Raw genomic sequence first — 26,394 nt, 5'->3', positions numbered from 1 at the left:
CCTAAATAATTAAAGTTGCAGGAAGGCGGCAAGGGAAGGAATCCCGATGAGCTGACTCCGGTCAGTGATTCGGGTGACTGAACGCAGCCAACGCACCTGCAGCTTTAAGTATGACGGGTATACCAAGGGTTATTACTCAGCATCTGGATGTACAGCTCCTCCACCTGCGTGCGCGCCCATGGCGTGCGGCGCAAAAACTTCAGGCTGGATTTGATGCTGGGATCGTTGCTGAAGCAGTTAATGCGGATACGGTCGGCCAGCTCTTCCCAGCCGTAGTATTCCACCAGTTTGTTCAGCAGCTGCTCCAGCGTGATGCCGTGCAGCGGATCTTTGGGATTGTATGCGCTCATAGCGGTTGCTCGATTATCTGTCGCCGGTCTGTGGGCCGCACACCATAATCAGCTTTGCCGGGCGCGACAAGGATTTTCATCGCCGGCCGCTGCGGGCCGGCGCTGACTGCATCAGGAGATGGCGATAAACTGCTCGCGCAGCTGGTGGATCTCATCGCGCAGCGCCGCCGCCTGTTCAAACTCCAGATTTTGCGCGTGGGTGTACATCTGCGCTTCCAGATCGCGAATTTTCTGCTCCAGCGCTTTCGGCGTCAGCGTCTGATACTGCGCCGCGCTCTCCGCCGCCTTGCCCTTCCCTTTGCCTTTGCCGCGCGGTGACGGCTGGCCCAGCTGCAGAATATCGGCGATCTTCTTGTTCAACCCCTGCGGCACGATGCCGTTGGCTTCGTTATACGCCTGCTGCTTGGCGCGACGGCGTTCGGTTTCACCAATCGCCTTGGCCATCGAGTCGGTGATCTTGTCGCCGTACAGAATCGCCTTGCCGTTCAGGTTACGAGCGGCGCGGCCGATGGTCTGAATCAGCGAGCGTTCGGAGCGCAGGAAGCCCTCTTTATCCGCGTCCAGAATCGCCACCAGCGACACTTCCGGCATATCCAGCCCTTCCCGCAGCAGGTTGATGCCGACCAGCACGTCAAATTCGCCCAGACGCAGATCGCGGATGATCTCCACCCGCTCGACGGTATCAATATCCGAGTGCAGATAGCGCACCCGTTCGCCGTGCTCTTCCAGATATTCGGTCAGGTCTTCCGCCATGCGTTTGGTCAGCGTCGTCACCAGCACCCGCTCATTGATCGCCACGCGCTTGCGGATCTCGGACAAGAGATCGTCGACCTGCGTCGCCACCGGCCGTACCTCAACCACCGGATCCAGCAGGCCGGTCGGGCGCACCACCTGATCGATCACGTCACCGCCGGATTTCTCCAGCTCATATTTGCCCGGCGTGGCCGAGACGTAGATCGACTGCGGCGCCTGCGCTTCAAACTCCTCAAAGCGCATCGGCCGGTTGTCCAACGCCGACGGCAGACGAAAACCGTACTCCACCAGGGTTTCCTTGCGCGAGCGGTCGCCCTTGAACATCGCGCCGATCTGCGGCACGGTGACGTGCGATTCGTCCACCACCAGCAGGCCGTCGGCCGGCAGGTAGTCGAACAGCGTCGGCGGCGGCTCGCCCGGCTGGCGGCCGGAGAGGTAGCGCGAGTAGTTTTCAATGCCCGAGCAGTAGCCCAGCTCGTTCATCATCTCCAGATCGAACTGGGTACGCTGCGACAGTCGCTGCTCTTCCAGCAGCTTGTTGTTGGCCAGCAGCACCTTGCGCCGCTCCGCCAGATCCGTGCGGATCTCCTCCATCGCCTGCAGGATGCGCTCGCGCGGCGTTACGTAGTGCGACTTCGGGTAGATGGTAAAACGCGGCACCACCCGATCCACCTGGCCGGTGAGCGGATCAAACAGCGACAGGCGCTCCACCTCATCGTCAAACAGCTCGACGCGCAACGCCAGCTCGTCGGATTCCGCCGGGAAGATATCGATCACCTCGCCGCGCACCCGGAAGGTGGCGCGCTGGAAGGCCTGATCGTTGCGCGTATACTGCAGCTCGGCCAGCCGGCGCAGGATCGAACGCTGGTCGATCAGCATGCCCTGGGTCAGGTGCAGCATCATCTTGAGATACAGATCCGGATCGCCCAGGCCGTAGATCGCCGACACCGAGGCCACCACCACCACGTCGCGCCGCTCCAGCAGCGCCTTGGTGGCGGAAAGACGCATCTGCTCGATATGTTCGTTCACCGAGGCGTCTTTTTCGATAAAGGTGTCGGAGCTGGGCACGTAGGCTTCCGGCTGGTAATAGTCGTAGTAAGAGACAAAATACTCTACCGCATTCTCCGGGAAGAACGCTTTCATCTCACCGTACAGCTGCGCCGCCAGCGTTTTGTTCGGCGCCAGCACCATCGTCGGCCGGTTGAGATCGGCAATCACGTTGGCGATGGTGAAGGTTTTCCCCGAACCGGTCACCCCCAGCAACGTCTGGTGCGCCAGCCCGTCCTCCAGCCCCTCTTCCAGCTTGCGGATCGCTTCCGGCTGATCGCCGGCCGGTTTGAAGTCTGAATGCAGTTTGAATAATTTACTCATAGATACCCAAAGTCATTGGCGTTGCGGCAAGAAGACAGAGACGAGCGGCGTCGGCACATCGGGTTGCGCGTGGCTAACGGTGCAGAGCGCCGCGTCGGCACGCCGGGCAGCCAATAAGTATGGAAAGCCGCGGCGTTTTTCGCCAGCCCCTATGATACTGGATATAAAACCAGCTTCAAGCGGATTCGTGGCATTGCCGCCGGGGAGATTAGGACGCTGCACCGTTAAGGTTACGCTTCGGTGACATTTTTATTGTCAATAACAGATTTATCCCCAGATCGCGCGATAAATTAACTTCTTGATAGCAGAGTGTCGAAAAATCATACATACGACATTAACCGCTTACACAACGTCTTGATTTTAGTTAATTAGTTGATATAAAAGTAAATTAACAAAAAGACGAGAATCCGGACAATGCGAACAGAAGCCGCGTCCGCTCTCGCTTCCCGCCGCTTTTCTAAATCTAATACACAAGGTTATCCACAGGAATAGTGGATAACTCACACCACCCCGCCAGCCACGGGAGCTACAGAAAAAACACTTTTTGCCCTTGAAACGATCCCAAATGGCTTTTTTAGTTATTTTTTGACACTTTTATTGCTTTGTTTATACCTATAAAGACTAACAGCTCCCATTGCCAATCCCGCATTCGGCCAGATCGCCGACTGACGCCACCGATACCCCCATCGCTATTGCACCATTAGGTTTCGCCGCGGCACCGCCGTAGTGCAAAAAACGTCCATTTTAACTTTTGCCGCCATTTTACCCAGTCTGCACAGGCCAGACGCAGCGCGGCCAAAGCTTAACATGACGATAACAATCACGCGTTTTTCACGTCGGACGACAATATTGGCCCGGGAGTTGCTATCAGGAATAACCGCCGGGCCGACAAAAAAAGCGGGCATCAGACGGCGGCCGCGCTCGACAGCGCGCCGGGCGGCAATAACAGCACACGAGAACGCTGAAAAACGCCCTTTCCGCCGGACTCCGGTATCATTTTGCCGCGTTTCGGGCGGCATTGGGTTCTGAACGTTAAAACACTCGGGAAAGCAAGCGTCAGTCGCGCGGGGCAATGCCATACCCTTGCCCCGATGGCATGAGTGAACAACCGACCGGTAAGGAGAATGCCGTATGTTGAGCCTGCGTTCAGTCAATCAGTTTTATGGGCCGAGCCACACGCTGTGGGATATCAATCTGGAGCTGCCGCGCGGCCAGTGCACCGCCCTGCTGGGGCGCAAGGGCGTCGGTAAAACCACGCTGCTGAACTGTATTGTCGGCCATCTGCCAGTGGTCAGCGGCAGTATGACCTGGCAGCGCGCCGATGAAGCGCCGAAAAACCTGCTGCCGCAGGCGGTGGAGCAGCGTGCGGCGCTGGGCATCGCCTATGTGCCGCAGGGACGGCAGATCTTCTCGCAACTCAGCGTCGAGGAGAATCTGCAGGTGGCGCTGCTGGCCGGCAGGCCATCGCAGCAGCGTATCCCGCCGCTGATTTACCAGCTGTTTCCCACGCTGGCGGCCATGCGCCTGCGGCGCGCCGGCGATTTGTCCGTCGGGGAGCAGCAGCAGCTGGCGATCTCACGCGCGCTGGTGCGCGAGCCGGAGCTGCTGATTCTGGATGAGCCGACCGCCGGCATGCGTCCGTCGATCGTCAGTGAAATCGGCGCCGCCGTACAGCGGCTGAACCGGGAATGGGGAATGACCATTTTGCTGGTAGAGCACCGCCTGACGCTGATACGCCGCCTGGCCGACCGTTTTTGCCTGCTGGATCAGGGGCGCAACGTCGCGAACGGCACGCTGGCGCAGCTGGATGACGCCCTGATTGACGCCTACCTGACGGTATGATGCGATGGCGCGGGCGTATGGCCCGCCGCCGTTTACAGTAATGACAGATCCAGATAATGCCCCAGCGGCTGCTGCGTAATCTCCGCCAGGTGCGGGATCTCCCCCAGCAGCGGCGCCGGCAGCAGGCGGCTCAGCGTTGCCAGATACTCCGGGTGGCGCCTGCCCGGCGGCGCGATATCGTTGGCGATCCAGCCGGCCAGCGGCAGCCCCGCCTGACGCACGGCCTGCGCGGTCAGCAGCGCATGGTTGATGCAGCCGAGCTTCATGCCCACCACCAGAATCACCGGCAGCTGCTCATCCGTCACCCAGTCGGCAAAGCTCTGCGTCGCCGACAGCGGCGTAAACCAGCCGCCCGCGCCCTCCACCAGCAGCCAGTCGGCGCAGTGCTCCAGCCGCCGCAGCCCGGACGACATCACCGTAAACTCAATCGGCTGCTGCAGATCGGCGCTGACGATATGCGGCGACGTCGGCTCGGCAAAGGTGTAAGGGTTCACTTCATCATAGGCGAGCGCCACGCCGCTGTGGCGCTGCAACGCCAGCGCATCCTCGTTGCGCAGCCCCTGCGGCGTCATCTCACTGCCGGAGGCCACCGGCTTATAACCGGCGCTGCGAAAGCCCGCCAGGTTCGCCGCCTGCAGCAGCGCGCTGCTGGCGACAGTCTTGCCCACTTCGGTGTCGGTGCCGGTGACAAACCAACGCTTAATCACAATAAATCACTCCATAAACCACATGATAACTGAGCGGAAATTCGCCGTGCTGGCGCGGATAGGCCGCCTGCAGCGCCGCCAGGCGGCGACGCGACAGCAGCCCGGCATCGCGCCCCTGATGCAGGTGCGTGGCGCCGATGCCCTTTAATGAGCGCATCAGCGTCATCACGTCCGGGTAATGCAGCGTCTGCCAGCACGGGTCCAGGCAATAACGGTAGGCCGCGCAGGCGGCCTCAATCTGCGCGAGCGGCAGGAAATCATTCACATGGCGCTCGCCGTCAACCTGCTGCCAGGCATCGCCCAGCTGATGCAGCGACCCCTGCGCCAGGGTGGAAAACAGCACCAGTCCGCCGGGGCGCGTGACGCGACGCAACTCCGCCAGCCCGCACGCCAAATCGCTGCACCACTGCACAGCCAGGCTGCTGAAGCTGAGATCGACCGCCGCATCCGGCAGCGGGATATGTTCGATATCCCCCAGCAGATAGTGGTGCGCCGCCTGCTGACTGCGGGCGTACGCCAGCATGCCCGGCGCCAGATCCAGCGCCGTCACCTCTTTGCCCAGTTCCCGCCAGCGGCGGCTGAAGTAGCCGGTGCCGCAGCCGGCGTCCAGCACCTGCCGCGCCGGATGGCCGACGCCGCTCCCCAGTAAGCGCTCGCCAACTTCCCGCTGCAGCACCGCCGCGCCGTCGTAGCTGCCCGCCGCGCGGCTGAAGGCGGAGGCCACCGCCTGTTTATTAACCGCGTTATGCGCCGATGGCATGCAGCACCTCCAGCAGTCGATCGATATCCTGTTCCTGATGCGCCGCGGTCAGCGTAATACGCAGCCGCGCCCCGCCCGGCGGCACCGTCGGCGGACGAATAGCGCTGACCCACAGGCCCTGCTCCCGTAGCCGCTGCGCCAGATCCAACGCCCGCTGGTTGTCCCCCACCAGCAGCGGCTGAATGGCGGTCTGCGAAGCGCTCAGCGTCAGCGGCAGGCCGGCCACGCCGCGGCGGAAACGCGCAATATGCTGCTGCAGCCGGCTGCGCAGCGCATCGCCCTGCTGCACGCAACGCAGCGCCGCCTGCAGCGCGCAGGCCTGCGCCGGCGGCATCGTGGTGCTGTAAATCAGGTGGCGGGCGAACTGCAGCAGATACTCGGCCAGCGGCTCGTCGCACACAATGGCTGCACCGCTGACGCCGAACGCCTTGCCGAAGGTCACCACCAGCGCCTCCGGCCGCACGCCCTGCTGCCAGCAGCTGCCGCGCCCCTGCTCGCCGTGAACGCCGATGCCGTGCGCATCGTCCACCATCAGCCAGGCGCCGGCCTGGCGGCTCAGCTGCTGCAGCGGCGCCAACGGCGCGCTGTCGCCATCCATGCTGAACACGCCTTCGGTCACCACCAGCTGTTGCCCGCCGCAGGGTTTCGCCAGCAAATCCGCCAGCGCCGCCGGCTGGTTATGGCGGAAACGCCGCAGCTGCGCCGGTGAGTGAGCGGCCGCTTCCAACAGCGAGGCATGGCTGAGCTTATCGGCCAGAATGCGGTCGTCCGCCTGCATCAGCGCCGCCAGCAGCGCCTGATTGGCGGCGTAGCCGGAGATAAACAGCAGCGCGCGCGGATAGCCGAGCCACTGCGCCAGCTGCTGCTCCAGCTGCTGATGCGCCTCGCTAAAGCCGGTTACGTGGCCGGAGCCGCCGCTGCCAACGCCGTACTGCCGCGCCCCCTGCTGCCAGGCGTCGATCACCGCCGGGTGCTGGCTCAGCCCCAGATAGTCATTACCAGAGAAGTTGAGATAGCGCTGCTGCTGCAGCTGAATATGACGGCCGTTGCCGCCCCGGTTTACCTGGCGCGATCGATAAGCGGCGCTCGCGCGCCGCTCGGTTAACGCCTGCTCAATACGTTGCTGCCAGCTCATTCAGGGCGCCGCGTTGTAAAACTCGGCGTTATCGGCCGTCAGCAACTGCTGCGCCAGCACCTGCTGCTGCTGGTTGTCGCCGTGCTCGGTGGAGGTCTGCTCCGGGTTCAGCCCCAGTTTACGGAACAGCAGCAAATCCTTGTCTTCTTCCGGGTTTGGCGTAGTCAGCAGTTTGCAGCCGTAGAAAATCGAGTTGGCGCCGGCCATAAAGCACATCGCCTGTGTCTGCTCATTCATCTGCTCGCGGCCGGCGGACAGACGTACGTAAGAAGCCGGCATCATAATGCGCGCCACCGCGATGGTGCGGATAAAGTCGAACGGGTCGACATCCTCGTTATCCGCCAGCGGTGTGCCCTTGACCTTGACCAGCATATTGATCGGCACGCTCTCCGGCGGCTTCGGCAGGTTGGCCAGCTGCACCAGCAGGCCGGCGCGGTCACGCACCGTCTCCCCCAGGCCGACGATGCCGCCGGAGCATACTTTAATGCCGGCGTCACGCACGTTGTCCAGCGTATCCAGACGCTCCTGATAACTGCGGGTGGTGATGATGTTGCCGTAGAATTCCGGTGAGGTGTCCAGATTGTGGTTGTAGTAGTCCAGCCCCGCTTCCGCCAGCCGTCCGGCCTGGGATTCATCCAGCGTGCCCAGCGTCATGCAGGTTTCCAGCCCCATCGCCTTCACGCCCTGCACCATCTGCTGCAGATACGGCATATCGCGCTCGTGCGGGTTTTTCCACGCAGCGCCCATGCAGAAACGCGTGGAACCGGCGGCTTTCGCCTTGCGCGCCGAATCCAGCACCTGCTCCACCTGCATCAGGCGCTCCGCTTCCAGCCCGGTTTTATACCGCGAGCTTTGCGGGCAGTATTTACAATCTTCCGGGCAGGCGCCGGTCTTAATCGACAACAGCGTACTGACCTGCACCTGGCGCGGGTCAAAATGGCGGCGGTGTACGGTTTGCGCTTCAAACAACAGCTCAAGCAGCGGCTTATCAAACAGGGCCTGGGCTTGCCCCACTGTCCAGTAAATACGGTCGGCCATTACGGCGTCTCCAAAACGAAAAAAGTGTCGTCAGTTTAGATATTGCGGATATACTGTCAACCATTCTGTGATTGATTTGGTTTACAACTTATGTCCCTGTCCCCCGCCGATCTCGACTTCGATCGGCAACACATCTGGCACCCTTACACCTCGATGAGCCACCCGCTGCCCTGCTATCCGGTAGAGGCGGCATCCGGCGTGGAACTGCAGCTGGCGGACGGCCGCAAACTGGTGGACGGCATGTCCTCCTGGTGGGCGGCGATCCACGGTTATAACCACCCGCAACTGAACCAGGCCGCTACCCGGCAGTTGGAGAAAATGTCACATGTGATGTTCGGCGGCATCACCCATCCGGCGGCCGTCGCGCTGTGCCGTAAACTGGTGGAGATGACGCCGTCCGCGCTGGAGTGCGTGTTTTTGGCTGATTCCGGCTCGGTAGCAGTGGAAGTGTCGCTGAAGATGGCGCTGCAGTATTGGCAGGCGCGCGGTGAAAAGCGCCAGCGGATCCTGACGCTGCGCCACGGCTATCACGGCGATACCTTTGGCGCGATGTCGGTGTGCGACCCGGATAACTCCATGCACAGCCTGTATCAGGGCTACCTGACGCCGCATCTGTTTGCCGCTGCGCCGCAGTGCCGCTTCGACGACGAGTGGGATGAACAGGATATCGCCCCCTTCGCCGCACTGCTTGAACAGCACGCCGGCGAGGTGGCCGCGGTGATCCTGGAGCCGGTGGTGCAGGGCGCCGGCGGCATGCGCATTTATCATCCGCACTATCTGCGCCGGGTGCGGGAGCTGTGCGATCGCCACGATGTGCTGCTGATCGCCGATGAAATCGCCACCGGCTTTGGCCGCACCGGCAAGCTGTTCGCCTGCGAGCACGCCGGCATTACGCCGGATATTTTGTGCCTGGGCAAGGCGCTGACCGGCGGCTATATGACGCTGTCCGCCACGCTGACCACCCGCCACGTGGCGGAAACCATCAGCAACGGCGCCGCCGGCTGCTTTATGCACGGCCCGACCTTTATGGGTAACCCGCTGGCCTGCGCGGTGGCCCACGCCAGCCTGACGCTATTGACGGAAAACCACTGGCAGCAGCAGGTCGCGGCGATTGAAAAGCAGCTGCAACAGCAGCTGCTGCCGCTGACGGCCGCGTCTAACGTGGCGGACGTGCGCGTGCTGGGCGCCATTGGCGTGGTGGAGATGAAACAGGCGGTGGATGTGGCGCAGGTACAGCGGGAGTTTGTGGAACGCGGGGTGTGGATCCGGCCGTTCGGCAAGCTGGTGTATCTGATGCCGCCGTATATTATCCGCCCCGAGCAGCTCAGCCGCCTGACCGACGCCATCACGGCTATTGCGGACTGAGTATTACCAGTGCTGGTCCAGATAGCGGGCCAGCCAGACCAGCACGCCAATCCACAGCAGAATAATCATCGCCATGGCGAAGCGACCGCGCGGGTTATCGATACGCTGCTGCGCCTTCTGCCGCAGCTCGTCCATCAGCGGCTTCGGGATCAGCCGCACCGCCAGCATAATGCCCAGCGGCACCAGAATCACATCGTCCAAATAGCCCAGCACCGGGATAAAATCGGGGATCAAATCGATCGGCGAGACCGCATAGCCGGCCACCAGCAGCGCAATCAGCTTGGCGTACCACGGGGTGCGGCGATCGCGCGCCGCCAGCCACAGCGCCACAATATCGCGCTTGATGCCTTTGGCCCAACGGCGCAGCCAGCCAAACCACGGCGTACGTTTTTTCAGTGAAATCATGATGGCGTCATTACAGGATGGACAGCCTTACGGTCTGTTAAGGGTTTCGCCCGCACGAGCCGGCGTGATGTTTCCCTGCCGACGGGCGCTAAATTCAGCGTTTAACTCTATGCACAATCCGCCAGACGCGCAACTGCCAATGTCGCCAAAAAGTTAAATCGTTGTTATCGCCGCAGGCTATCAGCGCCACGCCGGGCTTGTGCCGAGGCGGCAAAACGATCTAGTTTGAAGCTTCGCTTTTATTCGCCAACAGGAAACCAGCATGACTTTTCGTTTATACAGCAATGATCTGCAGGACGGCGCCGCCATGCCGGAGGCGCAGGTATTTAACGGTATGGGCTATCAGGGGGAAAACCTGTCGCCGCATCTGGCGTGGAGCGGCGCGCCGGCGGGCAGCAAGAGTTTCGTCGTGACCCTGTTCGACCCCGATGCGCCAACCGGCTCCGGCTGGTGGCACTGGGTGGTGGCCAATATTCCGGCCGACGTCAGCGAACTGCCGACCGGCGCCGGCTCCGGCCGTCCGGGGCTGCCCGCCGGCGCACTGCAGACCCGTACCGACTTCGGCAAGGCCGGCTACGGCGGCGCGGCGCCGCCGCAGGGGGAAAGCCACCGCTACCAGTTCACCGTCCACGCGCTGGACGTAGAGCATATTGAGGTCGACGCGGACGCCAGCGGCGCGATGGTCGGCTTCAACGTGCATTTCCACAGCCTGGGCAGCGCCAGCCTGACGGTGCTCTATCGCTGATAGGATCAGCGCGGAGCGCGGCAGATGCGCTCCGTGCATACTCATTCAGAAAATAACTAATGCAGATACTTCCAATTAATAAGGGATACAAAGCATCAATGTAAATAACAAATCACTTAAATAATCCATTTAATTTAAATAATAAAACAAAAACCATCAACCTAGGTTATAAATAAACACAAGAAAGATAATCATTGAAAAAAACATCCAACTAATTATATTAATTATTAAATTTTTCAGACGGTAACAAGGATAGCTACCATGATTTATTGCTCGTTAAATCTCGATAAAACTAGGGATGCAGGCAAAACAGGGGACCTGATCTGTTATGGCATTGGCACTTTCTCAGTATTCTCCGGCATAGACCCCTATACGAATAAAGCGGGCTGTGCTGGAATAGATAAAGGTTCTATTCCCACAGGTAAATATTGGATTGTCGCGCGCCCTACGGGCGGCTTACGCTCTAAAATGCGAACAGCAATTAAAGACTGGTGGACAGGAAACGATCACTCAACCTGGTTTGCATTATATCGCCAAGATGGTGTCATAGATGATTGGACGTTTATTAATGGTATAAAACGCGGCAATTTCCGACTCCATCCAAACCGTCCAGATGGTCAAGGCGAATCATGGGGATGCATCACCTTCTATAATCCGGCAGAATTTAGTATTCTCAGGAACCAACTTCTGCGCACACAGCAAGTCCACATTCGCGGAAGTTCAGGTCTTATGGCTTATGGGCAAGTCACGGTAACCGGAAACAGCGAGGCCAACTGCGATGTTTAAACGCTTTCTACTCTGGTTTTTATTCACCGTTATTTTTATTCTATTACTGCGCCTGCTGCCCTTCACATTTAACCTGCTGTCGTCGCTGGCTCGTACCATCGCTTCTCAGGAACGTTGGTATCAACTATTGCAGTGGCCGTTAACGGCTGAAACCTACGGCGATGTCGAGGCGTTAGCCCTGCTCACACTCTGCGCGATACCATCGGCAATCATTGCCCTGCTGTGCATCACATTCGGCAGAAAAGCCAAAAATTAATCCCGGCCGGAGCCGGGATCATTAAACAGCCGATAAAGGGCATCTTCAGCAATACGAAAAATCGTCACGCCCCTGCGGCAGGCTTACTTCGCCAGCACGCTGACCCACATCGGTCCTTTGCCTACCGGGTAACGCGCCAGATCCTTCAGGCTGCCGTCCGCCTGAATCTCGTGCACCGCCAAGTGGTCGGATTTTTGACCGACGGAGAGGACAAAGCGGCCGCCGTGATCAATGTTAAAGCCGCGCGGCTGCTGCTCGGTCGGATAGTGGCCGATAACGCTCAGCGTGCTGCCGTCTGCCGACACCGCAAAGGCGCTCAGGATACTGGCGGTACGGTCGCTGATATACAGGAAACGGCCGTCCGGCGTGAGGTGGATATCCGCCGCCCAGCAAGTGCCGTCAAAGTCCGCCGGCATCGCGTTGATGGTCTGCACCGTGGCGTAGCGCTTGCCGCCGTCTTCAATCGCCAGCACGTCCACCGTGCTGTTCAGCTCGTTCACCAGATAGGCGTAACGTTGGTTAGCGTGGAACGCCATATGACGCGGGCCGGCGCCGGCGGCGGTCGCCACGCTCTGCTGGCTGTGCGGCGTCAGCTTCCCTTCCAGGCTCAGGTCAAACAGGCGCACGCGGTCCTCTTTCAGGCACGGCACCAGCAGCAGCTGGTTGGTCGGGTCGATATTGGCGGAGTGCGGTGCGGTCAGGCCATCCAGCTGCTGCAGCGGCGCGGTGACCACGCCGTCGTGGCCGATCGGGCTGATGGTGGCGTTGTTGCCGCTGTAGGACACGGCGAACAGATAGCGCCCCTGCAAATCGGTGGAGAGGTGCGTCGGGCTGCCCGGCAGCGGCGCCATGCCCGCTTCCTGCAGCGTGCCGTCGTGCTCAATGCGGTAGCTCACCACGCCAAACGCCGGGCGTACGCCAACGTACAGGTGGGTGCGGTCCGGGTGGATCGCCATCGGCTGTACCTGCCCCGGCACGTCGACGGTTTGCAGCAGCGCCAGCGCGCCGGCGTCATCCAGCTGCCAGACGTGGATCTGCTGGCTTTCCGGGCTGGCGACATAAACGATTTGCTTCATGTTGACTCCTTACGAGAAAAAGAGAAACCGGTTTCATCTCAATCGGTTTTCTCTAGCTTACCTGACAAATACCACATAACAAGCCTGACGAATCAGCAAATTCCCTGTGGTTTAATCCGTCGCCGATCGGGTGTACTATCGGATTAATTTCCATACTAATTATTAGAGACAGCCATGAACTACCGCGTTATCGCCCTCGATCTGGACGGCACCCTGCTGGACACTCAAAAACGTATCTTGCCGCAGTCGCTGGAAGCGCTGGCGGCGGCGCGCGCCGCCGGCGTCAAAGTGGTGGTGGTGACCGGCCGCCACCATGTCGCCATTCATCCGTTTTATCAGGCGCTGGAGCTGGACACGCCGGCCATCTGCTGTAACGGCACCTATCTGTACGATTTCCAACGGCAAACGGTGCTGGCAGCCGATCCGCTGCCGAAAGAGCAGGCCAAGCAGGTTCTGCAGATGCTTAAGCAGAGCGGGATCCACGGCCTGATGTATGTGGACGATGCGATGCTGTATCAGGAGCCGAGCGGCCACGTCACCCGCACCCTGGCCTGGGCGGAAAAACTGCCGCCGGCGCAGCGCCCGACGCTGCTGCGGGTCGACAGCCTGACTCAGGCCGCCGACGACGCGCGTTCAATCTGGAAATTCGCCACCTCGCATGCCGATACCGCGGTACTGCGCGAGTTCGCCGAAACGGTGGAAAAAGAGCTGGGGCTGGCCTGTGAATGGTCATGGCACGATCAGGTGGATATCGCCAAACACGGCAACAGCAAGGGCAAACGCCTGCGCCAATGGGTGGAATCTCAGGGGCTGACGATGGATCAGGTGGTGGCCTTCGGCGATAACTATAACGACCTGAGCATGCTGGAAGCGGTCGGCCTCGGCGTGGCGATGGGCAATGCCGATGAGGCGATCAAACAGCGCGCCGATCTGACCATTGCCGATCACCTGCAGCCCGGCATCGCCGAAGTGATCCGCAGCCGCGTGCTGGCCTGAGCGCACATCTTCCCTCTCCGGCCGGAGAGGGATTAACGCGCCTCGCGGCTGATCGACACGCTTTTTACCTGCGCATACAGCCACTGGCCCGGCTTAATCGCCAGCTCATCGCGCGCCCACGGCGTAATACGCGCCCACAGCACGCTGTCGCCGACCGCCAGCTTCACCTCAATCTGCCCGCCGACCTCCAGGCACTCCACCACTTTAGCCGGCAGGATATTGCGGATGCTGCTGTTGTGCGGCGCCTGCAGCACCAGCGACACATCGGCGGCGTTAATGCGGATGCGCAGCCGCGTGCCGACCGGCGCATCGACCGCGCTGACCCACAGCCGCTGGTCCCCCAGCCGCAGCGCGCTCATCGCATAGCGCTCGTGGTGTTCGAGCACGCTGACGTTCAGCACGCTGCTTTGATCTTCCCGCTGCAGCCACGGCCGCAGCGCGTTGCTGGCCCATACCGCCTCCAGATCGCCGCAGGCCAGCACCTGACCGCGATCCAGCACCATCACCTGGCCGGCCAGCCGCAGGATCTCATCCATACTGTGGCTGACGTACAGAATCGGGATATTGACGTCCTGCGCCAGCCGCTCCAGATACGGCAGCAGCTCGCGCTTGCGCGGCAGATCGAGCGATGCCAGCGGTTCATCCATCAGCAGCAGTTCCGGCGCGGTCAGCAGCGCACGGCCGATCGCCACCCGCTGTTTCTCGCCGCCGGAGAGCGTCAGCGGCAGGCGGTTCAGCAGCGCGCCGATGCCCAGCAGTTCGACGATATTGTCAAACTGCGGGCGCATCGACGCCGCCATGCCGTACTGCAGATTGCCGCGCACCCGGTAGTGCGGGAACAGGCGCGCATCCTGAAACACATAGCCGATACGGCGTTTTTCCGGCGGCAGGCACAGGCCGCGCTCACCGTCCACCAGCGTGCGCCCGTTCAGCACGATGCGCCCGCTGTCCGGCCGGGTCAGGCCGCCTATCGCGTTGATCAGTGAGGTTTTCCCCGCGCCGGACAGGCCGAAAATCGCCGTGATGCCCTGCGCCGGCAGGCTCTCTTTGACCCGCAGCTGCAGATCGCCGAGCCGCTGGCTGAAGTCCAGTTCTAACATTCAGCCCCCATCCGCTTGCGGCCCCAGCGGGCCAGCCACTCGGACGCCATCAGCGAACACAGCGACAGCACGATGGCGATCACGCACAGGCGCGCGGCGGCGGCTTCCGCCCCCGGCGTTTCAATCAGGGTGTACATCGCCAGCGGAATGGTGCGCGTCTCGCCGGGAATATTAGAGACAAAGGTGATGGTGGCGCCAAATTCCCCCAGCGAACGGGCAAAGGCCAGCACCACGCCGACGATCACCCCCGGCAGCGACAGCGGCAGGGTAATGGTGAAAAATACCCGCCACGGGCCGGCGCCCAGCGTGCGCGCCGCCTGCTCCAGACGTCGATCCACCGCCTCCAGCGCCAGGCGGATCGCCCGCACCATCAGCGGAAACGCCACCACCGCCGACGCCAGCGCCGCACCGCGCCAGCTGAAACTAAAACTGAAGCCGAACCAGTCATACAGCCATGCGCCGATGACCCCGCGTCGCCCCATGGCGATCAGCAGCAGGTAGCCCACCACCACCGGCGGCAGCACCAGCGGCAGGTGGATAATGCTGTCCAGCAGCGACTTACCGGGAAAGCGGCAGCGCACCAGGATCCAGGCGGTCAGAATGCCCAGCGGCAGGCTGCACGCCACCGCCAACGCGGAGACCTTCAGGCTCAGTTCAACCGCCTGCCACTCATACTCGCTCAGAATCATTGCCGTGGGGAAAATCCGTAACGTTTAAACACCGCCGCCGCCTGCGGGCTTTTCAGGTAGGTATAGAACGCGCTGACCGTCGGGCTGTTGTGGTCTTTGACGATCGCCATCGGGTATTCCACCGGCTTATGGCTGTCCGCCGGAAACACGCCGACCACCTTCACTTTGTCGCTGGCCAGCGCATCAGAGCCGTAGACGATGCCCAACGGCGCTTCCTGCCGCTCCACCAGCGCCATTGCGCTGCGCACGTTGTTGGCGCGCGCCAGTTTCGGCGCCAGCTGCGGCCAGGCTTTCAAGCTCTGCAGCGCTTCTTTGGCGTAAATACCGGCCGGCACGTGGTCCGGATCGCCGACCGCCAGGCGCTCGCCATTGAGCAACTGCTGCCAATCGGTCTGCGGCGTGATCGCTACCTTATCCAGTTTGCTGCCTTTGGCGGCAATCAGCACCAGATCGTTGTCCAGCAGCGTATAGCGACTGTCTTTGACCATCTGCTGTTTGTCGATGGCGTAGTCCATCCACTGCTGGTCGGCGGAAATAAACAGATCGGCCGGCGCGCCCTGCTCAATCTGCCGCGCCAGCGTCGAAGAAGAGGCAAAAGAGGAGACCACCTGTACGTCTTTGCCCTGCTGGTACTGCGTGGCAATCTCCTGCAGCGCGTTAGTCAGCGATGCCGCGGCAAAGACGGTGATTTTGTCCGCCGCCGACGCCTGCATCACCAGGCCGGATGCCAATACCGCGCCACCCAGCCACCGAGTCCATTGCTGTTTCATTGTTGCTTATCTCCCCCGTCTCAGGACGGATTGCTTTCGTTATATAGAAAATAATATAACGGCAGACTGCGGCTTGTCATGCGCTTTGTCGTCCGGTTCCGCAATGCTCGCCAAGAGATATCGGCAATAGGGGAAAAAACTTGAACTCCCCGCCACGCGTCGCGCGGCAGGGATAAGGAAGGGAGAATCAGCTGCGTTTCTCTTTCGCCGGACCAGTTTTGGAGAAGATATTGAACACTTCCGCCAAACCATAAATCAGGCCGAGGATCACCGCCATTACCACGGGAACCATAACTACAGCGAATACTAAACTTTTCAATAATTCCAACATGTTCGCCTCACTTGTACTGCCTTACTGAACAATGGCCGAAAACGGCTTGCTGGCCCTCTTGCGGCTATCGGTTTGCACCAAAGAAAATTCACGTTAAAAACAGGGTTATTGTAGCGGCTGAAGTCGCTATGTCCTCAGCCAAACGTGCTGAAATATTCGGCTATGCTACATCAACGCGGGAAAAAATAATGCGATATTTGGCGCATTGTCGTCAGATCGGTGACAATGGCGCATCGTATATCGCGCCAGCGCCGCCTCTGCACCCATTGCCGGAAGCCCGCGCCGCGCGGATAACTCCTTTTTTGCAGCCCACGGAACGTACCATGCAGGCCGAAATACTTCTGACCTTAAAACTACAGCAAAAACTGTTTGCCGACCCGCGCCGCATCGCCCTGCTCAAGCAGGTGGCCCACACCGGCTCCATCAGCCAGGGTGCCAAGCTGGCGGGCATCAGCTATAAAAGCGCCTGGGACGCCATTAATGAGATGAATCAACTGGCGGAACAGACCGTGGTGGAGCGCGCCACCGGCGGCAAGGGCGGCGGCGGCGCGCAGCTGACCCACTACGGACAGCGGCTGATTCAGCTGTACGATCTGCTGGGGCAGATTCAGCAGAAAGCCTTCGACGTACTGCAGGAGGACCGGCTGCCGCTCGATAGCCTGCTGGCGGCCATCTCGCGTTTTTCACTGCAAACCAGCGCCCGCAACCAGTTTTTCGCCACGGTGACAGAGCGCGAGCGGCAACAGGTGCAGCAGCATATCCAGCTGCTGTTGGCCGACGGGCAAACCCGGCTGACCGCCGCCGTCACCGAACAGAGCGCCGACCGCCTGCAGCTGGCACCGGGCAAAGAGGTGCTGGCGCTGATTAAGGCGCCCTGGGTCACGCTCAGCACCGACGCCGCCGACAGCGTCGCGGCGGATAACGTCCTGCCCGGCCGGGTAGCCCATATTCAGCCCGGCGAGGCACACAGCGAAGTGCTGGTCACCCTCGCCGGCGGAGAAACCCTGTGCGCGACGCTGGACAATCAGCGGCTGCAACGGCTGAATCTGCAGCCGGAGATGCCGGTTAACGCCCTGTTCAATGCCGATCGGGTGATTATCGCTACGCTGTGCTGAATGCAATGTGTCGTTGCATTTTTGTCAATTGACATCCGTCGGCGATGCGCTTATTTCTAAACCAAATAGTTGCAAAAAAAGGAATAAGTGATGTCGTCATTGCGCATTTCGCAAGGTTCGTTTCGTTTAAGCGATACCCGTACCCTGTCGCTGGAGACGCTGGCGATCCACGCCGGAGACAGCTGGGCGTTCGTCGGCGCCAACGGCAGCGGCAAATCGGCGCTGGCCCGCGCGCTGGCCGATGAGCTGACGTTGCTGAGCGGCGAACGCCACGGCGACTTTCAGCGGGTGGTGCGCCTCTCTTTCGAACAACTGCAGAAAATGCTGAGCGATGAGTGGCAGCGTAACAATACCGACCTGCTCAGCCCCGACGAAGACGATACCGGCCGCACCGCCGCCGAGATTATCCAGGAAGAGCATCCGCACCCGGCGCGCTGCGCGCAGCTGGCGGCGCAGTTCGGCATCAGCGCGCTGCTTGAGCGCCGCTTTAAATATCTCTCCACCGGCGAAACCCGCAAAACGCTGCTGTGCCGCGCCCTGATGGGGCAGCCGGACCTGCTGATTCTGGATGAACCCTTTGACGGGCTGGACGTCGCTTCGCGCGCCCAACTGACCGACCTGCTGGCCCAGCTGGCGCTGCAGGGCTATACGCTGGTGCTGGTGTTAAACCGCTTTGACGAAATCCCCGACTTTGTTCAGCAGGTCGGCGTGCTGGCCGACTGCACGCTGGCCAGCCAGGGGCCGCGCCAACAGGTGATGGCCGAAGTGCTGGTGGCGCAGCTGGCGCACAGTGAAAACCTCGCCGGTCTGGCGCTGCCGGCCAGCGAGGATCCGCAACAGCAGTCCGCCTTACCGGCGGAACAGCCGCGGATCGTGCTGCGCGACGGCGTGGTCAGCTATAACGATCGCGCCATCATCGATCGTCTCAGCTGGCAGGTGGATCCCGGCCAGCACTGGCAGATCGTCGGCCCGAACGGCGCCGGTAAATCCACGCTGCTCAGCCTGATCACCGGCGATCATCCGCAGGGCTACAGCAACGATCTGACGCTGTTCGGCCGGCGGCGCGGCAGCGGTGAAACCATCTGGGACATCAAGCGCCATATCGGCTACGTCAGCAGTAGCCTGCATCTGGAGTACCGCGTCAGCAGCAGCGTACGCAACGTGATCATTTCCGGTTTCTTTGACTCGATCGGCATCTATCAGGCGGTGTCCGATCGTCAGCGCCAGCTGAGCGAACAGTGGCTGCAGCTGCTGGGCCTGGACGGCGCACGGGGCGAGACGCCGTTCCACAGCCTCTCTTGGGGACAGCAGCGTCTGGCGCTGATCGCCCGCGCGCTGGTGAAGCACCCGGCGCTGCTGATCCTGGATGAGCCGCTGCAGGGGCTGGATCCGCTCAACCGCCAGTTGGTGCGCCGTTTTATCGATGTATTGATCGGCGAGGGCGCCACGCAGCTGCTGTTTGTCTCGCACCACGCGGAAGACGCGCCGCAGTGTATTACCCACCGCCTGAGCTTTGTCCCTGCCGACGACGGCTACCGTTATCAGCAAGAGCAACTGCAGTAATTTTTCAACAGGCGGGGGGCCGCCCCGCCTGGCTGCACGACCATCGGCCCGACCCCGCATACACTTTTCCTCACTGCACCGACCTTCAGCAGGAAAAGCTTGTGTTACTATCCGCCTTAATCCCCATTTGACCGGCCGATAATACTGCGGCGGAATCATGGCGGTCTTTAAAAGCGGGTGTCGCATATTTATGTTAAAGGGATAATCGTTATGTGGGGCGTACTGTCAACTGCACTATTTTTCTTGCCGTTTAACCGGCTGATCGCCTGGTTGATGCTGGCGGCATCGGCCGGTATGGGCATCTATCATCAAATCATTACGCCACTGGGCGCGGGGTGTCTGGCCGTGATCGCTCTGATCGCCGGGCTGCGCCATCACTACCGCACCAGCGTCGGACTGTCCGCCGCGCTGGAAGCCCTGCTGGTCGCCAGCTGCGTGGGGCTGTTTTTCCACCTGCTGCCCGGCATCAATAATCCAATGATGGTTGATGGCAGCAAAGCCGGGCCGCTGAGCGCGCCCTATACGCTGCGCTACAACTTTGATAAGGCGCTGCTGCCGTTTCTGCTGTTTGCCTGTCTGCCGACGCTGTTCAACAGCGGCAAAGCGGTGAAAAGCGTCGGCACACTGGCCTGGCTACTGCTGATCGTCTGTGTGCCGCTGCTGCTGCTGCTGGCGGTGGCGTTGGGCGGCCTGAAGCTGGAAAGCCACTTCCCGAGCTGGATACTGCCTTTCGTGATGGCCAACCTGTTCTTTGTCTCGCTGGCAGAAGAGGCGCTGTTCCGCGGCTACCTGCAACAGCGACTGACCCGGTGGCTGGGGGCCTATCCGGCGCTGGTGATTGCCGCCCTGCTGTTTGGCGCGGCGCACTTCCCCGCCGGCATGCTGATGATGGTTTTTGCTACGCTGACCGGCCTGCTGTACGGCCTGGCCTGGATGTGGAGCGGGCGCCTGTGGGTGCCGATCGCGCTGCACTTCGGCCTGAATATGACCCATCTGCTGTTCTTTACCTATCCGTTCTATCAGCATCCTTGATCCCCGCCGCCGGCAGCGCTTGCCTGCCGGCGGATTACAGGGGTGAAAACGCTACCACTCAGCCAATTGATCCATACGCAAACAGCGCGCCCACAGCCCTACAGCACCCGCCGGTAAAGATTCCTAGTTTAATGTAAACGATTCCATTATTCGCGTCAGATCACCTTTTCCTTCCTGCAGACGTGCTATATTTCTGCCATTATTTAGCTTAAGGTAGTCGTTGAATACCGTATTACGCCTGTGTAAACGCTACCATTCAGCGTAAAAATTCCGAAGGAATGACTATGACGGACTTTAATCCTATCGATCACCCACACCGCCGCTTTAATCCGCTGACCGGCCAGTGGGTGTTGGTTTCGCCTCACCGCGCCAAGCGTCCCTGGCAGGGTCAGCAGGAAGCGCCGGCGCAGGAAAGCCTGCCGCAGCACGATCCCGACTGCTTCCTGTGTCCCGGCAATACCCGCGTGACCGGCGACCAGAACCCGGATTATTCCGGCACCTATGTGTTTACCAACGACTTTGCCGCGCTGATGAGCGATACGCCGCAGGCGCCGGAAAACGACGACCCGCTGATGCGCTGCCAAAGCGCGCGCGGCACCAGTCGGGTGATCTGTTTTTCGCCGGACCACAGCAAAACCCTGCCGCAGCTCAGCCTGCCGGCGCTGGAGCGGGTGGTGGCGGCCTGGCAGCAGCAGACCGCCGAACTGGGCCGTGACTACCCCTGGGTGCAGGTGTTTGAAAATAAAGGCGCGGCCATGGGCTGCTCCAACCCTCACCCCCACGGGCAGGTATGGGCCAACAGCTTTCTGCCGAACGAGGCCGAGCGCGAAGATCGGCTGCAGCGCGACTATTATCAGCAGCACGGCCGCGCCATGCTGCTGGATTACGTCCGCCGCGAGCAGCAGGACGGCAGCCGCACGGTGGTGGAAACCGAACACTGGCTGGCGGTCGTGCCCTATTGGGCGGCCTGGCCGTTTGAAACCTTGCTGCTGCCGAAAAGCGCGCGACAACGTCTGACCGATCTTGACGCGGCGCAGAGCGCCGACCTGGCCGTGGCGCTGAAAAAGCTGACCAGCCGCTATGACAATCTGTTCCAGTGCTCTTTCCCCTACTCTATGGGCTGGCACGGCGCGCCGTTCAACGGCGCCGACAACGATCACTGGCAGCTGCACGCTCACTTTTACCCGCCGCTGCTGCGCTCCGCCTCGGTGCGCAAATTTATGGTGGGCTACGAAATGCTGGCGGAAACCCAGCGCGATCTGACCGCCGAACAGGCCGCCGCACGCCTGCGGGCGGTCAGCGATATCCACTACCGTGAAGCCGGAGCCCAATAATGCGTTTGCCACCGCTGACCCAGAACGTTTTTACCCAGCATTTCGGTTACGCGCCGACCCTGACCGTACAGGCGCCGGGGCGCGTCAACCTGATTGGCGAGCACACCGACTATAACGACGGTTTTGTGCTGCCCTGCGCCATCGATTATCAGACCGTGATCGCCATTGCCAAGCGCGACGATCGCCAGATCCGCGTGCTGGCGGCCGATTATGACCATCAGATAGACCAGTTTGATCTCGACCAGCCGATCGTACCGCATGAACAATTACAGTGGGCCAACTACGTCCGCGGCGTGGTGAAGCACCTGCTGCAGCGCAACGACCAGTTTGGCGGCGCCGATCTGGTGATTAGCGGCAACGTGCCGCAGGGCGCCGGCCTCAGCTCCTCCGCCTCGCTGGAGGTGGCCGTCGGCCAGGCTCTGCAGATGCTGTATCAGCTGCCGCTCGACGGCGTGGCGCTGGCGCTGAACGGCCAGGAGGCCGAAAACCAGTTTGTCGGCTGCAACTGCGGCATTATGGACCAGCTGATTTCCGCGCTCGGTCAGCCGGATCACGCGCTGCTGATCGACTGCCGCTCGCTGGCAACCCGCGCGGTGCCGCTGCCGGACGATGTGGCAGTGGTGATCATCAACTCCAACGTCAAGCGCGGCCTGGTCGACAGTGAATACAACACCCGCCGCCAGCAGTGCGAACAGGCCGCCGCCTTCTTTGGCGTCAAGGCGCTGCGCGACGTCAGCCGGCAGCAGTTCAACGAACGTATGCATGAGATGGACCCGTTAGTCGCCAAACGCGCACGCCATATCATCAGCGAAAACGCCCGCACCCAGGCCGCCGCCGATGCGCTGGCCAGCGGCGATTTAACCCGCATGGGTCACCTGATGGCCGAGTCGCACGTCTCCATGCGCGATGACTTTGAAATTACCGTGCCGCCGATCGACGCGCTGGTGGAGATCGTCAAAGCGGCGATCGGCGAACACGGCGGCGTACGCATGACCGGCGGCGGCTTCGGCGGCTGTATCGTCGCACTGATGCCGCAGCGGCTGGTCGAGACGGTGCGCGCCGCGGTGCGGCAGGAATACCCGCAGCGCTCCGGCGGCCTGCAGGAAACCTTCTACGTCTGCACCGCATCCGCAGGAGCCGGCTCATGCTGAACGCCAAGGAACAACAGCTCGCGCCGGACGGCCGGCCGTTTACCCTGACGACCCTGCGCAACGCCGGCGGAATGACGGTGACGCTGATGGACTGGGGCGCCACCTGGCTCTCGGCGCGTCTGCCGCTCGGCGACGGTGAAATGCGTGAGGTGCTGCTCGGCTGCGCCACGCCGGCCGACTATCTGCGCCAAAGCGCCTATCTGGGCGCCACGGTGGGCCGCTACGCCAACCGCATCGCCGATGCCAGCCTGCCGCTGGACGACGGTACGCAGGCGCTGCTGGCCAATCAGGGGCCGCACCAGCTGCACGGCGGGCCGGAGGGGTTTCACGCCCGCCGCTGGCGCATCGCCCAGCAGGATCGGCAGCAGGTGACCTATCAGCTGCACTCGCCCGACGGCGATCAGGGCTTTCCCGGCAATCTGCAGGTCAGCGCCCGCTTCCGCCTGACGGACGACCACCAGTTGGAGATCGACTATCAGGCGCAGGTTGACCGCCCCTGCCCGGTCAACCTGACCAACCACGCCTACTTCAACCTGGACGGCGCCGGGCAGGACGCGCGCCGCCAGACGCTGCAGCTGCGCGCGGATTATTATCTGCCGGTCGATGAACAGGGGATCCCCTGCGCGCCGCTGAACGCGGTCGACGGCAGCGGCATGGACTTCCGCCGGCCGAAAACGCTGGCGCAGGATCTGCTGCGCGACGCCGACCAGCTGCGGGTGAAAGGGTATGATCACGCCTATCTGCTGCAGCGCGACTGCCTGACGCTGGACACGCCGGCGGCGCAGCTGTGGTCGGCGGACGGCCGGCTGGAAATGCGCGTCTTCACCAACGCGCCGGCGCTGCAGCTGTACAGCGGCAATTATCTCGCCGGCACGCCGGCGCGCGACGGCGGCAGCTACGCCGATTACGCCGGCGTAGCGCTGGAAAGCGAATACCTGCCGGACAGCCCGCACCATCCGGAATGGCCGCAGCCCAGCTGCTGGCTGCAGCCGGGGCAACGCTATCACAGCATCACCCGCTATCAGTTTTCCCCGCGTTAACCGGCGTTCCCGCGCTGCGGCGCGGGGCGTTTTGTTATAAATGCTTACCCTTTTCCTGCCGCCCGCTTCCTTCCTTTATCCCCGGACGCACACTAAAATCAGCCTACGGTGATAAGCACAACCTCCCGTGCCGCGTCACAGTTTTCGGCCATTCCGGCCGGTTAATAGCTGAAGGAACACCTATGCGACTGATTACTGCACTTCCGTTACTGGCAGGTTTGCTGCTGAGCGCCAACCTGATGGCCGCAGAAGCCCCGGCCAAAAAAGCCCCGTCTCCGGCGCAGGCCGCCCAGCAAAAACGTATGACCGACTGTAATCAACAGGCTTCTGCCAAATCGCTGAAGGGCGCCGATCGTACCACCTTCATGAGCACCTGCCTGAAAGCCGAAGGCCATCAGGCCGCCGGTAAGGCGCTGACCCCGCAGCAGCAGAAAATGAAAGACTGTAATGCCGACGCCGCCAAGCAAAGCCTGAAGGGCGACGCGCGTAAAACCTTTATGAGCAGCTGTCTGAAAAAAGCCGCCTAATCGACGGTCTTTGCCACGGCGCGCCGCATTTTCCCCCGCGCGCGCCGCACTCTCCCCACGCTTGAACGATTCAGCTTTTTCATCCTTTCAGACCTTACTTAACGGCGATAAATTGGCTATGGTTAAGCACTATCGATTGCCGTGCCCCCGGCCGCGGCAATATAATGATTTTCGTTATCATTGAAATGTCAGATTATTAAGGAGTTAAGCATGGCTGTAACTAAGCTGGTTCTGGTGCGCCACGGCGAAAGCCAGTGGAACAACGAAAACCGCTTCACCGGTTGGTACGATGTTGACCTGTCCGATAAAGGCCGCACCGAAGCGAAAGCAGCAGGCAAGCTGTTGAAAGATGAAGGTTTCAATTTCGATTTCGCTTACACCTCCGTACTGAAGCGCGCTATCCACACCCTGTGGAACATCCTGGATGAGCTGGATCAGGCCTGGCTGCCAACCGAAAAATCCTGGAAACTGAATGAACGTCACTACGGGGCGCTGCAGGGTCTGAACAAGGCGGAAACCGCTGAGAAATACGGCGACGAGCAGGTGAAACAGTGGCGTCGCGGCTTCGCCGTTACCCCACCGGAGCTGACCAAAGATGACGAGCGCTACCCTGGCCACGACCCACGCTACGCGTCACTGAGCGAGCAGGAGCTGCCGCTGACCGAAAGCCTGGCGCTGACCATCGACCGCGTTATCCCTTACTGGAACGAAGAGATCCTGCCGCGCGTCAAGAGCGGCGAGCGCGTGATCATTGCCGCTCACGGCAACTCCCTGCGCGCACTGGTGAAATACCTGGATAACATGAGCGAAGATGAGATCCTCGAACTGAACATCCCGACCGGCGTGCCGCTGGTGTATGAGTTCGACGAAAACATGAAACCGATCAAACACTACTACCTGGGCAACGCGGACGAAATCGCCGCTAAAGCCGCGGCGGTAGCCAACCAGGGCAAAGCGAAGTAATTGCCGCCCTGACGTAAAAAGGCCCCCGGTTTGCGCCGGGGGCTTTTTTTATGCGTCCGCCTGCGGGATTAACGGCCGCGGCGCGCCTTCACCGCCGCCGCCAGATCGCGCAGCACGGTTTCGGTGTCTTCCCAGCCGATGCAGCCGTCGGTGACGCTCTTGCCGTACACCAGCGGCTCACCGCTTTCCAGGCTCTGATTGCCTTCCACCAGGTGGCTCTCAATCATCACGCCGATAATCGCCTTTTCGCCGCCGCTAATCTGCTGGCAGACGTCGGCGCTGACGTCCAGCTGCTTCTTGAACTGCTTGCTGCTGTTGGCGTGGCTGAAGTCGATCATCACATTGGCCGGCAGGCCGGCTTTGCTCAGCCCCTCTTTTACCGCTTTAACGTGTTCCGCGCTGTAGTTCGGCTCTTTACCGCCGCGCAGAATAATGTGGCAGTCGCCGTTGCCGCCGGTGTTCACAATCGCCGAATGGCCCCACTTGGTCACCGACAGGAAGCAGTGCGCCGCGCCGGCGGCGTTAATGGCGTCGATCGCCACCTTGATGGTGCCGTCGGTGCCGTTTTTAAAGCCCACCGGGCAGGAGAGGCCGGAGGCCAGCTCACGGTGCACCTGCGATTCGGTGGTGCGCGCGCCGATCGCGCCCCAGCTCATCAGATCCGCCAGATACTGCGGCGTGATCATATCCAGGTATTCACCCGCCGCCGGCAGGCCGCTGTCGTTGATATCCAGCAGCAGCTTACGCGCCAGGCGCAGGCCTTCGTTAATCTGGAAGCTGTTGTCCATCAGCGGATCGTTGATCAGCCCTTTCCAGCCCACGGTGGTGCGCGGCTTTTCAAAGTACACGCGCATTACCACTTCCAGTTCGCCGTTCAGCTCCTGACGCAGCTGCAGCAGACGCTGCGCGTACTCCTTGGCGGCGCGCGTATCGTGAATAGAGCAAGGGCCGATCACCACCAGCAGGCGGTCGTCGCTGCCTTTGAGAATGTTGTGAATCGCATTGCGCGCCAGTGACACCGTCTCCGCCGCCTGCTCTGTCGCCGGAAACTTCTCCAGTAATGCCACAGGCGGTAAAAGTTCCTTAATATCTTTAATGCGTAAATCGTCGTTTTGGTAATTCATAACTTTTCCATTCGGTATCAAGAAGGGTATATCGCAATGCGCGGATCCAACCAATCTAGCCTGTGCGACA

General features: G+C 61.2%; 28 protein-coding genes. 14 read left to right on the top strand and 14 right to left on the bottom strand.

Going from position 1 to position 26,394, the window contains the following annotated elements:
- Window positions 1-104: 104 nt before the first annotated feature.
- From D781_RS05925 to D781_RS23575, 3 genes are all read right to left on the bottom strand, one after another.
- Window positions 105-350: a VF530 family protein gene (locus tag D781_RS05925; protein ID WP_015671403.1), complete on the bottom strand. Its 246-nt coding sequence runs from the start codon at window positions 348-350 to the stop codon at window positions 105-107.
- A 111-nt stretch (window positions 351-461) separates the two neighbouring features.
- Entirely contained in the window at window positions 462-2,474 is a 2,013-nt protein-coding gene (gene uvrB / locus D781_RS05920) for an excinuclease ABC subunit UvrB (RefSeq protein WP_015671402.1), read from the bottom strand.
- Between the two features lie 689 nt (window positions 2,475-3,163).
- The gene (locus D781_RS23575) at window positions 3,164-3,553 is read right to left on the bottom strand and encodes a hypothetical protein (protein WP_124014432.1); all 390 of its coding nucleotides are present in this window, start codon (window positions 3,551-3,553) and stop codon (window positions 3,164-3,166) included.
- 52 nt (window positions 3,554-3,605) lie between these two features.
- Between D781_RS23575 and D781_RS05915 the strand changes: the two genes are divergently transcribed.
- Window positions 3,606-4,316 carry an ATP-binding cassette domain-containing protein gene (locus tag D781_RS05915; protein WP_015671401.1) on the top strand — a complete coding sequence of 237 codons (711 nt, stop codon included), beginning with the start codon at window positions 3,606-3,608 and terminating at the stop codon, window positions 4,314-4,316.
- 32 nt (window positions 4,317-4,348) lie between these two features.
- Here the strand turns inward: D781_RS05915 and bioD are convergent, their stop codons facing one another.
- The 4 genes from bioD to bioB are packed head-to-tail and all read right to left on the bottom strand — an operon-like array spanning window position 4,349 to window position 7,956.
- Window positions 4,349-5,023: a dethiobiotin synthase gene (gene bioD / locus D781_RS05910; protein ID WP_015671400.1), complete on the bottom strand. Its 675-nt coding sequence runs from the start codon at window positions 5,021-5,023 to the stop codon at window positions 4,349-4,351.
- Window positions 5,016-5,783 carry a malonyl-ACP O-methyltransferase BioC gene (gene bioC / locus D781_RS05905; RefSeq protein ID WP_015671399.1) on the bottom strand — a complete coding sequence of 256 codons (768 nt, stop codon included), beginning with the start codon at window positions 5,781-5,783 and terminating at the stop codon, window positions 5,016-5,018. Before bioC ends, bioD begins: the two co-directional genes overlap by 8 nt.
- Window positions 5,767-6,918, bottom strand: coding sequence for an 8-amino-7-oxononanoate synthase (bioF, locus tag D781_RS05900; RefSeq protein WP_015671398.1), 1,152 nt, complete (start codon window positions 6,916-6,918; stop codon window positions 5,767-5,769). The genes bioC and bioF overlap by 17 nt, the downstream gene beginning before the upstream one ends.
- Entirely contained in the window at window positions 6,919-7,956 is a 1,038-nt protein-coding gene (gene bioB / locus D781_RS05895) for a biotin synthase BioB (RefSeq protein WP_015671397.1), read from the bottom strand.
- Between the two features lie 90 nt (window positions 7,957-8,046).
- Between bioB and bioA the strand changes: the two genes are divergently transcribed.
- On the top strand, window positions 8,047-9,321 hold the full coding sequence (gene bioA / locus D781_RS05890; RefSeq protein WP_015671396.1) for an adenosylmethionine--8-amino-7-oxononanoate transaminase: 1,275 nt from the start codon (window positions 8,047-8,049) through the stop codon (window positions 9,319-9,321).
- A gap of 3 nt (window positions 9,322-9,324) precedes the next feature.
- On the opposite strand, the gene D781_RS24325 is transcribed toward bioA, so the two are convergent.
- Entirely contained in the window at window positions 9,325-9,726 is a 402-nt protein-coding gene (locus D781_RS24325; RefSeq protein ID WP_015671395.1) for a YkvA family protein, read from the bottom strand.
- 262 nt (window positions 9,727-9,988) lie between these two features.
- Between D781_RS24325 and D781_RS05880 the strand changes: the two genes are divergently transcribed.
- The 3 genes from D781_RS05880 to D781_RS05875 all read left to right on the top strand — a co-directional run bounded on the left by D781_RS05880 (window position 9,989) and on the right by D781_RS05875 (window position 11,513).
- A complete protein-coding gene (locus D781_RS05880; RefSeq protein ID WP_015671394.1) occupies window positions 9,989-10,471 on the top strand; it encodes a kinase inhibitor in 483 nt (160 codons plus the stop codon).
- A gap of 261 nt (window positions 10,472-10,732) precedes the next feature.
- The gene (locus D781_RS22560) at window positions 10,733-11,257 is read left to right on the top strand and encodes a DUF2778 domain-containing protein (RefSeq protein WP_015671393.1); all 525 of its coding nucleotides are present in this window, start codon (window positions 10,733-10,735) and stop codon (window positions 11,255-11,257) included.
- Window positions 11,250-11,513 (top strand): hypothetical protein, encoded by a 264-nt coding sequence (locus D781_RS05875; RefSeq protein WP_015671392.1) that lies wholly within the window; start codon window positions 11,250-11,252, stop codon window positions 11,511-11,513. Before D781_RS22560 ends, D781_RS05875 begins: the two co-directional genes overlap by 8 nt.
- Window positions 11,514-11,596: 83 nt before the next feature.
- Here D781_RS05875 and pgl read toward each other — a convergent pair whose 3' ends face one another.
- Entirely contained in the window at window positions 11,597-12,589 is a 993-nt protein-coding gene (gene pgl, locus D781_RS05870; RefSeq protein WP_015671391.1) for a 6-phosphogluconolactonase, read from the bottom strand.
- A 174-nt stretch (window positions 12,590-12,763) separates the two neighbouring features.
- Here pgl and D781_RS05865 point away from each other — a divergent pair, with 174 nt between their 5' ends.
- Entirely contained in the window at window positions 12,764-13,585 is an 822-nt protein-coding gene (locus D781_RS05865) for a pyridoxal phosphatase (RefSeq protein ID WP_015671390.1), read from the top strand.
- Between the two features lie 32 nt (window positions 13,586-13,617).
- On the opposite strand, the gene modC is transcribed toward D781_RS05865, so the two are convergent.
- The 4 genes from modC to D781_RS22555 form a co-directional block, all read right to left on the bottom strand.
- A complete protein-coding gene (gene modC / locus D781_RS05860; protein ID WP_015671389.1) occupies window positions 13,618-14,685 on the bottom strand; it encodes a molybdenum ABC transporter ATP-binding protein ModC in 1,068 nt (355 codons plus the stop codon).
- Window positions 14,679-15,374 (bottom strand): molybdate ABC transporter permease subunit, encoded by a 696-nt coding sequence (modB, locus tag D781_RS05855; RefSeq protein WP_015671388.1) that lies wholly within the window; start codon window positions 15,372-15,374, stop codon window positions 14,679-14,681. Before modB ends, modC begins: the two co-directional genes overlap by 7 nt.
- Complete coding sequence (gene modA, locus D781_RS05850) at window positions 15,371-16,144, bottom strand: molybdate ABC transporter substrate-binding protein (protein WP_015671387.1); 774 nt, start codon at window positions 16,142-16,144, stop codon at window positions 15,371-15,373. The genes modB and modA overlap by 4 nt, the downstream gene beginning before the upstream one ends.
- A 187-nt stretch (window positions 16,145-16,331) precedes the next feature.
- Entirely contained in the window at window positions 16,332-16,475 is a 144-nt protein-coding gene (locus tag D781_RS22555; protein WP_015671386.1) for an AcrZ family multidrug efflux pump-associated protein, read from the bottom strand.
- Between the two features lie 323 nt (window positions 16,476-16,798).
- Between D781_RS22555 and modE the strand changes: the two genes are divergently transcribed.
- The 8 genes from modE to gpmA all read left to right on the top strand — a co-directional run bounded on the left by modE (window position 16,799) and on the right by gpmA (window position 25,200).
- Complete coding sequence (gene modE / locus D781_RS05840) at window positions 16,799-17,590, top strand: molybdenum-dependent transcriptional regulator (protein ID WP_015671385.1); 792 nt, start codon at window positions 16,799-16,801, stop codon at window positions 17,588-17,590.
- A 90-nt stretch (window positions 17,591-17,680) separates the two neighbouring features.
- Window positions 17,681-19,153, top strand: coding sequence for a molybdate ABC transporter ATP-binding protein ModF (gene modF, locus D781_RS05835; protein ID WP_015671384.1), 1,473 nt, complete (start codon window positions 17,681-17,683; stop codon window positions 19,151-19,153).
- A 210-nt stretch (window positions 19,154-19,363) separates the two neighbouring features.
- On the top strand, window positions 19,364-20,185 hold the full coding sequence (locus tag D781_RS05830) for a CPBP family intramembrane glutamic endopeptidase (RefSeq protein WP_015671383.1): 822 nt from the start codon (window positions 19,364-19,366) through the stop codon (window positions 20,183-20,185).
- A 284-nt stretch (window positions 20,186-20,469) separates the two neighbouring features.
- Window positions 20,470-21,519 (top strand): galactose-1-phosphate uridylyltransferase, encoded by a 1,050-nt coding sequence (gene galT / locus D781_RS05825; RefSeq protein ID WP_015671382.1) that lies wholly within the window; start codon window positions 20,470-20,472, stop codon window positions 21,517-21,519.
- Window positions 21,519-22,670, top strand: a complete 1,152-nt coding sequence (galK, locus tag D781_RS05820; RefSeq protein WP_015671381.1) for a galactokinase — start codon at window positions 21,519-21,521, stop codon at window positions 22,668-22,670. The genes galT and galK overlap by 1 nt, the downstream gene beginning before the upstream one ends.
- A complete protein-coding gene (gene galM / locus D781_RS05815; RefSeq protein ID WP_015671380.1) occupies window positions 22,664-23,710 on the top strand; it encodes a galactose-1-epimerase in 1,047 nt (348 codons plus the stop codon). Before galK ends, galM begins: the two co-directional genes overlap by 7 nt.
- A 182-nt stretch (window positions 23,711-23,892) precedes the next feature.
- Window positions 23,893-24,237, top strand: a complete 345-nt coding sequence (locus tag D781_RS05810; protein WP_015671379.1) for a PsiF family protein — start codon at window positions 23,893-23,895, stop codon at window positions 24,235-24,237.
- A 210-nt stretch (window positions 24,238-24,447) separates the two neighbouring features.
- Window positions 24,448-25,200 (top strand): 2,3-diphosphoglycerate-dependent phosphoglycerate mutase, encoded by a 753-nt coding sequence (gpmA, locus tag D781_RS05805; RefSeq protein ID WP_015671378.1) that lies wholly within the window; start codon window positions 24,448-24,450, stop codon window positions 25,198-25,200.
- Window positions 25,201-25,268: 68 nt separating this feature from the next.
- On the opposite strand, the gene aroG is transcribed toward gpmA, so the two are convergent.
- Window positions 25,269-26,324 carry a 3-deoxy-7-phosphoheptulonate synthase AroG gene (gene aroG, locus D781_RS05800; RefSeq protein ID WP_015671377.1) on the bottom strand — a complete coding sequence of 352 codons (1,056 nt, stop codon included), beginning with the start codon at window positions 26,322-26,324 and terminating at the stop codon, window positions 25,269-25,271.
- Window positions 26,325-26,394: the final 70 nt, after the last annotated feature.

This window comes from Serratia sp. FGI94 (genome assembly GCF_000330865.1).
GTDB classification, from domain to species: domain Bacteria; phylum Pseudomonadota; class Gammaproteobacteria; order Enterobacterales; family Enterobacteriaceae; genus Serratia_B; species Serratia_B rubidaea.
The sequence above is the reverse complement of the archived record's forward strand: the minus strand, read 5'-3'. Positions and strand labels throughout refer to the sequence as shown.